Below are 12,609 nucleotides of genomic sequence, written 5' to 3' on the forward strand. Positions count from 1 at the left end.
CGGCAATGTGGCGCCGGCCGGCACCTGGTCGGCCAACTGTACGGCCTGGCCGTGGTCGACGTGGCCGGCGCACGAGCTGGTGAACGTGGCCGGCGCCACCGGCAAGCACATCGAGTGGCAACGTGGCGCCGGCCGGCACCTGGTCGGCCAACTGCACGGCCTGGCCGTGGTCGACGTGGCCGGCGCACGAGCTGGTGAACGTGGCCGGCGCCGCCGGCAAGCGCATCGAGCGGCAACGTGGCTGGCGCCGGCCGGCACCTGGTTGGCCAACGGCACGGCCTGGCCGTGGTCGACATGGCCGGCGCACGACCTGGTGAACGTGGCCGGCGCCACCGGCAAGCGCATCGAGCGGTGGCACCGAGGCAAATCATCGATGAGGTATCAAGGTTTTACCCACGCTTCCCAGGAATGCGGCAGGTTACGTTACCCCCCTCCCCTAAATTGTTGTCAATTCTTTCAGATTCAATGACTTACCAGTCCGCACTATCAAGGTTTTACCCACACCCAAACTAGTATGGAGTGCGAAAAACTCGCAATAAAGCCTGCGAAATTTGCTCAATCGGCTAGGAATATTGAAGCAAGGAAAGTTTAGCTAGTGTAAGAGCAATATTTAGGTGCTTGTGAGCCTATTCCTTCAAGGTTTTACCCACGTTTGCTCCAAAACGAGGCATTATCCACGGGTAAAAGTTTAGCTAAAATACATCAAGGCTTTACCCACAATTAGGGCATTATGCCCTATAATGATATGCAGGCCGGGCGTTGTGCCAAGGTCACTTTTACCGGAGATTCCGATGAGTAACGAAAATCGTCCTATTACCGCTGCCGTCATTCCCGAAGAATCACGCCTTGAGGCTTTGCCCCAGGCGTTTGGGCTTGCTGGGTTGTGGGTCGAATCCATGACCTATGGATTCATGCGTAATATTGACCCGACTTATACGGGGGGATATTGGGATTTTTTCAATCTCTCGAATAACGGCTTCTATATGGCCATCCAAAATGGCAAACCGCAACGCATTAGTACTCCCAATGGTTACGAGGCCCAAGTTTCCGCCGACGCCGCAGGCATCATTGCGAGTCTCTACGCGCTTGGCAACCTGGCAAATCGCACCGAGAAAGATTTGTTTATTGAAAAATATCATCAGCTCATGGACTACGCTAGAACACACCCCGAGCGCGGAGAGATTCTTGCAGCAGTTGACTAAAGGATGAACAGGAAAGCCCTGATTGCAGGGCTTTTTCTTATATCCTGTCGACTTTTACTCCAGGGAAGAATCATGACGGATATCGCAGTTCGCGAAGTATGCTTGCGTTCCTTCGACAAAGGATGGGAGCCACCTACGGGGGATGAGGTTCGATATGTCCTCAAGAGAGCCGGGCTAACTGGCGCTGCCGCAGCCAGGTTGACAGGGATCAAAGATAGTCGAACGGTGCGCCGTTGGACAGGTGGAGAAACCCCTATTCTTTTCTCGCCGTGGGCGATTCTGTGTGATGTTGCTGGTCTTGGTCAGATATGGAAAGAATAATTTAGCCGCTAAAATTGTTTAGCTAAAATTGTTGACTTATAGGGCGAAATGCCCTAAATTAATAGTGCGCTATAAAAAAAGTGCCCCGGACGAATCCGAGGCACCCGCTCTAATGCTGACACATTAAAGCCAGGCGCGGGCCTGTACCGCGATTGAACATCGAATTAGGAAGGAGGTCAAGCATGGGATTGGTTTTTAAATTTCCTGAAAAACCAGGCGCGGCAGCACGGTTAGAAATAATCAAGCCAGTGATTGCCCCGCAGGTGAATACACCTACCCCCTTATCTGGAGTCTCAGATATGGGAATTCCAGAATCGTTGATTAAACACTTTATTAACGCACTGTGGGTTATCACGTTGCTTTTTTGGCCTGTCCTTCGATGGATTATGGCCCTTGATGTTGTTTTTCAAGCCGTCCGCATGGCTGGCGTAACGTTTGTGGCGCATTTCTTAATCTTCGCCGCTGTAACGTATTTCGCCACAAACTATAAACCTGAAAATTATTGATTTTAGCCGCTAAAGTTGTTGACTTGGACTTTATGTTTAGCTAAACTGTATGTGTTGCGGCTGACACCGCTTTTATAAACTTCTAGGCGCGGAGCGAACCATGAATGTTACCGATGAAGAAACGATTAACCCCGCAGCAGTTCAAGGCGGCGACTAAAAACCTTGATGTAGGCGCACAAACAATAGAAATTGCCTACGGAGTGTTGGTAGAAGGCGAGCCACAATCCAAGTTTGTACAGAAATTTTCTCTATCTAGAGGTGCAGTTTCACAGGCAGTAAATCGGGTATGGGCAGCACATGAGGTGTGTAGTGTGCCGGAGGGATACGAAGTTGTAACCGCCCTCTTACCTGCGCGTCAAGCGTTCATAGTTAAACGATGGGCCTGCGAAGCGGCCAAAAAAATAAGGCAAGAGCATGAAGATATCGACAGTAGCAGTTAATAAAGGCGGGGTAGGAAAGACCGCGACCGCTGTTCACCTGGCGTTTGCTGCGGCGGAACGCCAGGTTTCGACGGTGTTCTTAGATCTGGATGAGCAGGGTAACTCAACCTACACGCTTGGCGCCCACTTGGCCGAAGGGATTTCCGCAACGATGCTGTTTACGCCGGATGGCGCGAATGAGATCCGTGCATATTTTGCCGCGCATCCGGTCAAACCTGGTATTACGCTCATCGGTAGCGATGATGTGTTGAAAGAAGTCGACCGTTATCCTGTTGCCGACATCGCGCAAAACTTCATGGCAAGTATCAAGGCTTTGGCCGAAGCAGGATTCGATTTGTGTTTGGTCGATACTCCGAACGGCGGTGGTAGCATTCCGCAATGCGCCCTGGCTGTTTCAGATTACGTGCTCTCTCCGGTTGAGGTCGAACACTACAGTATTCAAGGCATCCGAAAGTTGGTGACAACCATCGGCAATATCAAGTTCGGCAACATCGACGGTTTACCAGCAAACCCCAATTTGCATTGGTTGGGAATGCTCCCGAACAAGGTTGATCTGCGCAATCCTCGCCATGTAACTAACTTGGCTGCACTGAAAGCGGAACATAACGATTATGTCGTTCCGCTGACGGTTGGCCTGCGCAGCACTATTGCTGATGCGGTGGCATCATGCGTGCCAGTCTGGAAGATTAAGAAAACCACCGCGCGCCTTGCCTCGTCCGAAGTGCGCGCGGTAGCTAATTACGTATTTGAGACGATGGAGATTAATTGATGAGCGGCAAATCTATTGGTGCAATGGGCGGCGACCTGAGCGCGCTTTTGAAGGGGGCGAAAAAGGGCGGTGGCGCTAATGAAAATAACGGCGCCCCGCGTTCGATTCCGATGGATCTTATTGACGAAGATCCGAAGCAACCACGTACCGCCGACAACCCAGGCTTTGCGCCAGAAAGTATTGCTGAACTCGGCGCAACCATTAAGGCACGCGGTTTAAAGACGCCGATTTCCCTTCGTGACAATCCTGACGCGCCAGGCCGTTTCATCATTAATCACGGTGCGCGCCGCTTCCGTGGCTCCAAGTGGGCGGGGCATACTGAGATCAAGGCATTCATCGACAACGAATATCAGGAAGCAGACCAGGTAATTGAAAACCTGCAACGTAACGAGCTGACTGCACGCGAGATTGCCGACTACATTGGCCGCGAAATGGCCAAGGGTCACAAAAAGGGCGAGATCGCCGTAACCATCGGAAAATCCCCCGCTTTTATTTCGCAGCACGTTACGTTGCTGGATCTTCCAGAGATAATTGCTGATGTGTTCAACTCTGGACGCTGCCGTGACGTGACTCTCATTAACGAACTGGTGACGGTTAACAAGAAAAAGCCGGCCGAAGTCGCGGAATGGCTTGCCGATGAAACCCAGGAGATTACGCGCGGTTCGGTAAAACTGTTGCGGGAATTCCTGGACGACAAGGCCAGTAAGACAAAGAACAACGGTAGCGAAGGCGGCGGCGAGGACGGCGAGGGCAGTGAAGGCGGCGAGGGCGAAGGTGCGAAACCAAAGAAAGAGAAGGAGGAAGATCCCAGCAAGATCAAGAAGGCGATTATCCAGGTCAAGCACAACGACCGCCCGGCCAGGCTTAATCTGACTAAGCGCCCTCCGGCCGAAGGCTACGCATGGATCAAGTATGATGATGATGGCCAGGAAGTTGAAGTCAATCTGGTTGATGTTCAGCTTGTTTCCTTAGTCGAAGGCTAAATTACCTTCCACACCACAAATGCCCCGCATAGCGGGGCATTATTCTTTAATATTATCTTCTTGACAATGTTCTGATGGGAATCATCTAAGTTAAAATGGATGATCCCAATTTTCAGGGCAACTATTATGAAGCAAAGGCTTCTAGTGATGAATGGCCAGCGGATCGTTCAGCAGGAAATCGATTCAAATTGGGCCAATACGAAGGTCGATAAGGCTGGTGATCTTCGACCAGGTATTTACTCTCTTCACACTGCAAAACCAGCCGATAAGACTAAAGAGACAATAGGCGCCATTCTGCATGTAGACAAAGACTATGTATATCAGGAAGAGGGACGTAGCATTGTCACTCATGATGTTAAGGCATTCGACACCGTTAATCGACCTTTACCTGGAACGATGAAGGCGATTAAGTACGACCAAGGCAAAGCAGTTGCTCAACCTGCTTCGCACCAACAAGGGCGAGGACTCAAACGTTAATTTTAGCGGCTAAAATCTATGGCTTCTTTAAATATCACTAATTCTCACGTTGGATCTAAATTTCCGGGTAGCGTGTCCGATGACTCAGGCGTTGAGGTTGAGTTAGGAGCAATCCGATCCGACACTAGCCAGATTTCCCAGGTAACGGCTAACTTGGTCGTTCAGGACGATACGATCAAGACAAAGAATGTGAGCCAAGCGGATTCAATAGAGGAACGTTATGCCGCATCCCTTGCTGAGCAAATCGAGCTAAAACGGGCACAAGCGAACCACCTAGAGCAACGGCTTACGAAACAGGCTCAACAGCAAACGGAGCGACTAGGAAAGCTCAAGCAAAACCAGCCCCGTATTTTTTCGTTTCCCGCCACAAAACGGAGATGGCAGAACGAGGTTAGGAAGGAATCGAACAGGCTACAGCAGACCAATGCCAGGCTTGTTACTGTGCGCGATATTCGTGATGGTATGGGGCCGTTGATCCCGCGTCTTCAAGAGATATCCGCCGCGAAACTGAGGGCGAAGCAGCCGGATCTTGCTCGCGCCAGGGATGAAGCGCTGCGCCAGGAGCGCGCAAAGATGCAGGAGGGACGGAGGAAGGGGATAGGAGAACAAGAGCAGAAAAAGGCTCGCCCCCGTTCTCACGATTTGTCACTTAAAAACTCTTAGCGAAACAGTACCAAGATTGCTACCAGTCCGGCCGCTGCAAGCGCGATCAAAGACGCGGCCATGTTTATAGTGGCGGTCCTTGTACTCACTTGAGAAGCCATCTCCAGTCGAGTAATCCCGGCTTCAATTTCTGCCTTTACGGCTTCACCGGCCCGCTTGGCGCCCTGGTTCATTGCTTCTTGCATCGCATTCTTATTTGCACTCAGGCCCGCAGTGAGGATGCGTTCTGCTTTATCTTTGGCGTCATGACCCCACCGCTGCGCGATCTCTTCAAGATCTTCTTTGAGCGAGGACATCGCGGCCTTCTGTGCTTCTAAGCCATCTTCCAGCAACTTGGCGTTGATCGTTTGCAGTATCAAAATGGGATCGTCTTTTCCTAGTGCGATCCCATGTTTAACTGCGATCTCTTTTATGAGAGCGTCAGTGTCGGCCATTACACCACCGTGGAAGCTAATATTTGCTTGAACAGCGCATCACGGACGATTTTCAATCGCTGCCGAACCATGATCGGCAGGCTTGCATCGGCGAGGGCTTCGGAGAATGTCATATTTTTCTTGAGCATGTCGCTTACGTCCTGACCGTAAGTTTCTGCCTTGACGTCAGGCACTTGAATAATCGCTGTTACACGGTCCTTATTGTCACGATAAGCCTTCATCTGTTCAAAGGTCTTCCCGTCATGCTCAATTGGCCCCCAATATGGGTTGAGCCAAACCGCGAGCTTAGCTTCTTCGGGGAGCTGCTGCGCGAGTTGCGAGAAACCTGAAAGCGTTTCTAACATGGCTTGCCCGCCGGTGACAGGGGTATGGATGATTAAATCATGGCCCATATCTTTGATGAGCTGGGGAACCTGGTTGCTGATGAGATAGTTTGTGAGCTGGAAGAACGAATTAGAGCCGGTATCAATTACCGCGTCTTGCTCTAGTGGTGCAATGATCTCGATCAGTTCATCAAATTTCCTGGTATTGATTTCCTTGTTTTCGATCAAGTTAATGTGTTGCACGTTGAGGCCCGTAAACGCATGGAACGTGGCGTTTTGCGGATCAGTGTCGATATTCTTGGTCGGAGTACCCCGCAACTCATTGCATTGAGCGGTCATAGTTGCCGTGAACGATTTACCGACTCCGCCTTTGCCTTGCAGCGACATATGGATTTTTGCCATGTTAGATCAGACTTTCTTTCTGTGGTTTGGTGTTGAAGTTGAAGCCGCCTAATTCCGAAGTCGGATTTATGACAGGCCCAGGGGGTTTAGCTTCCGCCGGCACTGCTGCTGACACCTGCGCCACCAATGGCGGCACCGATCCAGCGGCCGACGCTGTAGGCGCCGTGGGTAGCACCTGGCCAGGCTGTTTGCCCTGGTCGTCGGCACCGTCCTGAAGGATCAATTTATTTACGTACAGTCGAAAAGCCTGGTAGCTGAAAGTTACCCGGCGTTCCTCATGCAGCGTTTCCCAAATGGTCTTGATTGGCCACCCGTCTTTCATGGCCGCATCGACCTCGGCGCGTAACGCTAAAAAGATGGCGCGATTTTTTTTCGTCGCGCCCTTGTCTTGTTTTGTCACACGATCCGCAATGCGCTCAGATAGTGTCTTTGGCATTGTTTGTTTTACCGTTCTCAAAAATGTTGTTTTGTCGTTGTTCCTTTCACCTCCCACCATTTCCGTTGATTTTTATAACGTTTTTGGCGGTGTTTCATAGTTCTTGTCTAGAAACAAGCACATGATATATCGAAAAGTTCTCTATGGCAAAGGTTGCTGTTGTGCTATTCTTTGGCGTATAACGCGCCGAAGGCGGGCAGGATATGTGAACGTAGCTACACGGCAAGCCGTGTATCTACGTTCACCTATCCCCTTATTCGCACCTTCGGCGCTCAACGGGGTTCCCTGCTCTGCGAGGCCAGCCGGCTACCGCCAGCCCTTAAACGCGGCTTCCGCCGCACTAGAAAAACCATGACCGAAAAAGCATTAAACCCAAACACCAAGAAGAGAGGCGTAGTCAGAAGCAAGGATTTGCGCGTGCCAGTGCTGCCAGATGAAGAGGCTGAAATCAAACGCCTAGCAGCGTCAGTCGGATTGGACGTTGCGCCGTACCTACGAAACATCGGGCTTGGCTACCGAGTCTCTAGCGTGCTGGATCTGAAAAAGGTTGATGAGCTGGCGAAGATCAGCGGCGACCTTGGACGCCTCGGTGGCCTGTTGAAGCTATGGCTTACTGACGATGAGAAGCTATCTCAGTTCAACCCCGTAAAGTTGCGCAGCGCGATTGAGCAAGCGTTAAGTCAAATCCTGGCTAACCAAGAGTACTTGCGGAACACGATTGAGGCGTTAATCGACCGCGAGCGTTTTAGCCGCTAAAACGCCTGGAGCACATTTTGATCGTTAAGCATGTGGCGATGAAGACTGTTCAAAAGAGCAGTTTCGTTGAGTTGACCAAATACATTACGAGTGCCCAAGACAAGCAAGAGAGGGTAGGGCAAGTCACCGTGACGAACTGTCACCAGCGAGACCCATTAGATGCCGCCCTTGAAGTCTATGCCACGCAAGCGCAAAACAAGCGCGCGACTTCGGACAAAACCTATCACATCATCATTTCGTTTCGTGTTGGCGAGCATCCTTCGGACCAAGCGTTAAAGGAGATCGAACAGAAGGTATGCGCCAGCCTCGGCTATGCGGATCACCAACGTATTAGCGCGGTTCATCACGACACCGACAACCTGCACATTCACGTTGCGATCAATAAGATTCATCCAACGCGGCTCACGATCCATACGCCTTACTTCGATCACTTGAAATTTGGGCCGCTATGTGAACGTCTGGAGCTGGAGTACGGATTAGAACGTGATAATCACCAGGTCAGGAAAACGAGTAGTGAAGCACGCGCGGCTGACATGGAAAACATGGCCGGCATTGAGAGTTTGCTTGGGTGGATCAAGCGGGAATGTTTGCCTGAGCTTAGGCAGGCTAATAGCTGGTCAGAGTTTAACCAGGTGTTGACCAACAACGGTCTTGAGATACAAAAACGAGGAAATGGCTTCATAGTCACAGACAATAATGGGACTGCTGTTAAAGCAAGCTCGATTGCCCGCGAACTTTCTAAGGAAAAGTTAGAAACACGGTTCGGCCTATTTGAGCCGCCGCCAAAGGCTGGCATCGCGGGAATGAAACAAGCCGGGAATGGCACTGTTTTGAAGAAGCCAATAGGAAAGGTCGGGAAGGCGCCGCCTCCGGCTGGACTTCGCCACCCGGACACTATTGGAAAGATCGGTGTTCTCCACCTTGATAGCGGGAAGCGGTATGAGCCGCGTCCGGTTAAGACCAGGTACGACACTAGCACCCTCTTTGCTCGCTATATGGAACAGCAAGACGGGTTCTATGCCGATAAGAAGCATGGGATGCAGGCAGCGAGCGCCGAGCGTCTTAAAGCCCTGGAAGATGCGAAGCGTGGCGCAAAACTCAAGCGTGCTGCGATTAAGCTACTTGGTGAGTCTGCCCCCGTAAAGCGTGCCTTGTATGCGATGACGCATAAAAAGTTGCTGGCAGATATTAAGAAAATCCGAGCCGACCATCAACGCATAAAAGCCGACATTGCAAATCGTACCCGGCGGCAATCCTGGAATGACTGGTTACAGGCGCAGGCAAAGGCCGGCGATCAGGAAGCCTTAGCTGCCTTGCGTGCTCGCGATGCCAAGCGGGAACCCCGCCGTAATTCACTGACTACGCCTACCAGTGCTTCGGTGCTGGATGGAATCAAGCTTGATAACGTCACAAAAAAAGGTACGGTAATTTACCGCGATGGCTCTACGTCGATTAGGGATGATGGTGATCGCCTCAAGGTAGCCAAGGGATCTGGCGATCAAGCATTAGAAACAGCCCTAAAGTTGGCCATCGTCAAATATGGCCCCTGCATCAAAGTCAATGGCAGCGATGAATTCAAAGAACGCATTGCCCAAGTTGCCGCCGCTTCCAAACTCAACATTTCGTTTGACGACGCCAAGTTAGAAAAGCGCCGTCAATTTCTTTTAGCAACTCAGCAAAAACAGGAGAAAACAGATGTCAGCCGACATGACCAACCCACCGGACGCACTCAGCCCAGCGGACACAGTACCGGACGACGTGGACCAGGTTTTAGCGATGCTCGACAACCAATCGCCCGCAGGTTCGCCGGAGGCGGATCTAGAGGCGACGTTCGCACTACTGGACAGCCAGGCAGGGCCGGACTCGCCGGAAGCGCCGGAGACCTTGGCGGAAGCGCAAACCGCCCCGCTAAGCCCGGTATTGGAAAAATTGGATTCTTCCCGCCGCCCCCAGACCGGAAACGCTTGCGCAACGTGTCCCAACTCGGTGTGGTACGCATCGCCGGTGGAAGTGAAGTGCTATTGCCGCGTGATGTACACCCACACATGGGCAACCAAGGAGCCGAACCACATAACGGAGTGCGACGGAGTGTTTTTGGGACAGGAGGGGTAAGCGATCCTAAGACCGCAGCAATGAATAAATATGTTGCAGAAAGGGAATCAAAACGCGCCAATGGCTTCGATATAACGAAACATGCAAGCTATAATGGCGAGCGTATCCAAGAGGCAACATATGGTGGTCTTCGGAATGTTGATGGTCAGAACTTAGCTCTGGTGAAGAGTGATGACCAAATTTCTGTTGTGCCAGTGGATGAAAAAACGGCTCAGCGGTTAAGCCGGATGAAACTAGGAGAGCCGTTAAGCGTTAGCGGCGGCTCGATCAAGAAAAGAGGACGCAGCAGATGAACGACAAATATAACAATGCCGTGGGGCCGCAGATAAGGGAGGGAAAGGCGAAACGTCCGAAGCTGATTCCGGCCCTTTCGGTAGGTTCCCTGGTTGGTTCAGTATGGGCGGCAACACAATATTTCGCTCACAAATTTGAATATCAAGAGGCTTTGGGCACAAGTTTTAATCATGTGTATGCGCCCTGGTCTATTGTGAATTGGGCTTCAAAGTGGAACGCCCAATATCCGACAGAAGTTACTCAGGCAATGAGTGTCGGCGTGATGACTGGAGCCGCAAGCCTCCTGGGCTTGGCTGTGTTGAATACGGTTCTGAGCAATTCAACGAAGCCAAATCAATACCTGCACGGTTCCGCCCGTTGGGCGAACTTCAAAGACATCGTAGCCGCCGGCCTGTTGCCAAAACCGGCTACTGCCCTCGATAAGCTCATGGGACGGAAGGAGAGGGCGAGCGATGGCGTGTACGTCGGCGCCTGGGTCGACAAGGCAGGGAAGACCCGCTATCTCCGCCATAACGGCCCTGAGCACGTTCTGACCTATGCTCCGACCCGATCCGGCAAGGGGGTTGGCCTGGTCATCCCCACGCTTCTTTCATGGCGTCATAGTGCCTTAATCACCGACTTGAAAGGCGAGCTGTACGCCATGACGGCCGGATGGCGTCAGAAGTACGCAGGGAACAAGATTCTTCGTTTTGAGCCGGCATCGAATGATCCTGGTGTTGCGGCCTGGAATCCTCTTGACGAGATCCGGCTTGGCACGGAATACGAGGTTGGTGATGTCCAGAACACAGCAACCCTCATCGTGGACCCGGATGGCAAAGGGTTGAAAGACCACTGGCAGAAGACCGCCATGCCGTTAATTGCTGGCGTCATCCTGCACGCCCTCTATAAGCGCAAATTGGAGGGAACTCCGGCGGATATGGCTACGGTTGATTTCATGATGGCTGACCCGAACCGTGACATTCGGGAACTGTACATGGAAATGACACAGTATTCCCACGTCGACGGCAAGAACCATCCTCTGATCGGATCTGCCGGCCGTGATCAGCTCGACCGACCGGACGAGGAAGCCGGTTCCGTCCTCTCCACCGCGAAATCGTTCCTGTCCTTGTACCGAGATCCTATTGTGGCTCGCAACACTTCACGATCCGACTTCAAGATTAAGGATCTGATGAACCACGATTCCCCGGTCAGTCTCTACATCGTGACGATGCCGAACGACAAGGCCCGCTTGCGGCCCCTGGTTCGCATCATGATGAACATGATTGTTCGCCTGCTGGCAGACAAGATGGAGTTTGAACGGGTCCAGCGGGAGCGTACCGCATGGGAGCGCTTTTGGGGCAAGGTTGTTCCCGCGACCGTCCGAACCAAGAAGACTTACAAGCACCGCTTGTTGGGAATGGTCGATGAGTTCCCGAGCCTCGGCAAGCTCGACATTCTGCAAGAGTCCTTGGCATTTGTGGCCGGTTTTGGCCTCAAGTTCTACCTGATCTGTCAGGACATTAACCAGCTCAAGAGCAGGGAAGAAGGATACGGCCCCGATGAAACCATTTCCTCAAACTGTCACGTTCAGAATGCCTACCCACCTAACAGGGTGGAAACTGCCGAACACCTATCGAAGCTGACTGGCACGACCACTGTATTGAAGGAAGCAATTACGGTAAGCGGTAAGCGTACAGCGGCGATGCAAGGCCAAGTATCCAAAACAATGCAGGAAACCCAGCGGCCACTGCTGACACCAGATGAAGCGCAGCGTATGCCGGGGCCGCGCAAAGAGAACGAACTGATCGTAGAAGCCGGCGATATGGTCGTGTACGTTGCAGGCTATCCCGCGATCTACGGCAAGCAACCTCTGTTCTTCAAAGATCCGGTGTTTGCAGCTCGCGCGGCAGTGCCCGAGCCGGAGGTAAGCGACCGTTTGCGCACCTCGGCCGCCACGGAAGCCGTGACGATATGAAGGTCCGAAGGGTAGTCGGACTGGCAGTAGTAGGCAGCGTCCTTACCAGCGTCGCCTCGGGCTTTTTGGGCGCCAGGATTAACACCACAAAGAGTATTCCCATTGGCCTGTATTGGACGGCGAATGAGTCTGTTCGGCCTGGTAGTTATGTGATGTTCTGCCCGCCACAGACCGAGGCTTTCCACCTGGCTCGAACGCGCCGTTACGTCGACTTCGGTAGCTGCCCCGGCAACTACGGTTTCATCATGAAGCGCGTTTTTGCCGTTGGCGGGGATCGCGTGGAATTCACGGCCGAAGGCGTCACAGTAAATGGTCGTGAAGTACCAAATAGCCGGCCATTACTCCAGGACGGAGAAGGCCAGTCCCTACCTAAGATCCGAGGCACTTTTGTTCTTGCGCCGGCTGATGTCCTGCTGATGTCAGGGACAAGCACAACCTCGTTTGATGCACGTTATTTCGGCCTGGTCAAACGCATCCAGATTCAAAGCGTTATCCGGCCTGTTTTCACCTGGTAATCACCAGCTTTTAGGAGTTTTA

General features: G+C 52.2%; 15 protein-coding genes. 12 read left to right on the forward strand and 3 right to left on the reverse strand.

Annotation, left to right across the window (positions count from 1 at the left end):
• From GM668_RS30655 to GM668_RS27675, 8 genes are all read left to right on the forward strand, one after another.
• The coding region (locus GM668_RS30655) for a hypothetical protein (protein ID WP_170305881.1) at nucleotides 1-469 on the forward strand (469 nt) is incomplete at its 5' end.
• A 322-nt stretch (nucleotides 470-791) separates the two neighbouring features.
• Nucleotides 792-1,202 carry an antirestriction protein gene (locus GM668_RS27645; protein ID WP_170305882.1) on the forward strand — a complete coding sequence of 137 codons (411 nt, stop codon included), beginning with the start codon at nucleotides 792-794 and terminating at the stop codon, nucleotides 1,200-1,202.
• 503 nt (nucleotides 1,203-1,705) lie between these two features.
• Nucleotides 1,706-2,029, forward strand: coding sequence for a KleE stable inheritance protein (gene kleE / locus GM668_RS27650; RefSeq protein ID WP_155442204.1), 324 nt, complete (start codon nucleotides 1,706-1,708; stop codon nucleotides 2,027-2,029).
• 113 nt (nucleotides 2,030-2,142) lie between these two features.
• Nucleotides 2,143-2,469: a TrfB-related DNA-binding protein gene (locus GM668_RS27655; RefSeq protein WP_155442205.1), complete on the forward strand. Its 327-nt coding sequence runs from the start codon at nucleotides 2,143-2,145 to the stop codon at nucleotides 2,467-2,469.
• Nucleotides 2,444-3,238: a ParA family protein gene (locus tag GM668_RS27660; RefSeq protein ID WP_155442206.1), complete on the forward strand. Its 795-nt coding sequence runs from the start codon at nucleotides 2,444-2,446 to the stop codon at nucleotides 3,236-3,238. Before GM668_RS27655 ends, GM668_RS27660 begins: the two co-directional genes overlap by 26 nt.
• Nucleotides 3,238-4,221 (forward strand): ParB/RepB/Spo0J family partition protein, encoded by a 984-nt coding sequence (locus tag GM668_RS27665; protein WP_155442207.1) that lies wholly within the window; start codon nucleotides 3,238-3,240, stop codon nucleotides 4,219-4,221. The genes GM668_RS27660 and GM668_RS27665 overlap by 1 nt, the downstream gene beginning before the upstream one ends.
• Before the next feature lie 126 nt (nucleotides 4,222-4,347).
• Entirely contained in the window at nucleotides 4,348-4,698 is a 351-nt protein-coding gene (locus tag GM668_RS27670) for a KfrB domain-containing protein (RefSeq protein ID WP_155442208.1), read from the forward strand.
• A gap of 18 nt (nucleotides 4,699-4,716) precedes the next feature.
• Nucleotides 4,717-5,361 carry an IncP plasmid survival protein KfrC family protein gene (locus GM668_RS27675; protein ID WP_155442209.1) on the forward strand — a complete coding sequence of 215 codons (645 nt, stop codon included), beginning with the start codon at nucleotides 4,717-4,719 and terminating at the stop codon, nucleotides 5,359-5,361.
• Here GM668_RS27675 and traM read toward each other — a convergent pair.
• From traM to GM668_RS27690, 3 genes are read right to left on the reverse strand one after another with little or no spacing between them, the layout of a single operon-like run.
• A complete protein-coding gene (gene traM, locus GM668_RS27680) occupies nucleotides 5,358-5,795 on the reverse strand; it encodes a conjugal transfer transcriptional regulator TraM (protein ID WP_155442210.1) in 438 nt (145 codons plus the stop codon). The genes GM668_RS27675 and traM overlap by 4 nt on opposite strands.
• Complete coding sequence (locus GM668_RS27685; protein WP_155442211.1) at nucleotides 5,795-6,520, reverse strand: nucleotide-binding protein; 726 nt, start codon at nucleotides 6,518-6,520, stop codon at nucleotides 5,795-5,797. The genes traM and GM668_RS27685 overlap by 1 nt, the downstream gene beginning before the upstream one ends.
• A gap of 1 nt (nucleotide 6,521) precedes the next feature.
• Nucleotides 6,522-7,016, reverse strand: coding sequence for a TraK family protein (locus GM668_RS27690; RefSeq protein ID WP_308506849.1), 495 nt, complete (start codon nucleotides 7,014-7,016; stop codon nucleotides 6,522-6,524).
• 291 nt (nucleotides 7,017-7,307) lie between these two features.
• Between GM668_RS27690 and GM668_RS27695 the strand changes: the two genes are divergently transcribed.
• The 4 genes from GM668_RS27695 to traF are packed head-to-tail and all read left to right on the forward strand — an operon-like array spanning nucleotide 7,308 to nucleotide 12,587.
• On the forward strand, nucleotides 7,308-7,712 hold the full coding sequence (locus GM668_RS27695) for a plasmid mobilization protein (protein WP_155442212.1): 405 nt from the start codon (nucleotides 7,308-7,310) through the stop codon (nucleotides 7,710-7,712).
• Nucleotides 7,713-7,729: 17 nt separating this feature from the next.
• Nucleotides 7,730-10,117, forward strand: coding sequence for a TraI/MobA(P) family conjugative relaxase (gene traI, locus GM668_RS27700; RefSeq protein WP_155442213.1), 2,388 nt, complete (start codon nucleotides 7,730-7,732; stop codon nucleotides 10,115-10,117).
• Nucleotides 10,114-12,072: a type IV secretory system conjugative DNA transfer family protein gene (locus GM668_RS27705; RefSeq protein WP_155442214.1), complete on the forward strand. Its 1,959-nt coding sequence runs from the start codon at nucleotides 10,114-10,116 to the stop codon at nucleotides 12,070-12,072. The genes traI and GM668_RS27705 overlap by 4 nt, the downstream gene beginning before the upstream one ends.
• Nucleotides 12,069-12,587, forward strand: coding sequence for a conjugative transfer signal peptidase TraF (gene traF / locus GM668_RS27710; protein WP_155442215.1), 519 nt, complete (start codon nucleotides 12,069-12,071; stop codon nucleotides 12,585-12,587). Before GM668_RS27705 ends, traF begins: the two co-directional genes overlap by 4 nt.
• Nucleotides 12,588-12,609 lie beyond the last annotated feature (22 nt).

The organism is Pseudoduganella ginsengisoli, assembly GCF_009720865.1.
GTDB classification, from domain to species: Bacteria; Pseudomonadota; Gammaproteobacteria; order Burkholderiales; family Burkholderiaceae_D; genus Rugamonas; species Rugamonas ginsengisoli.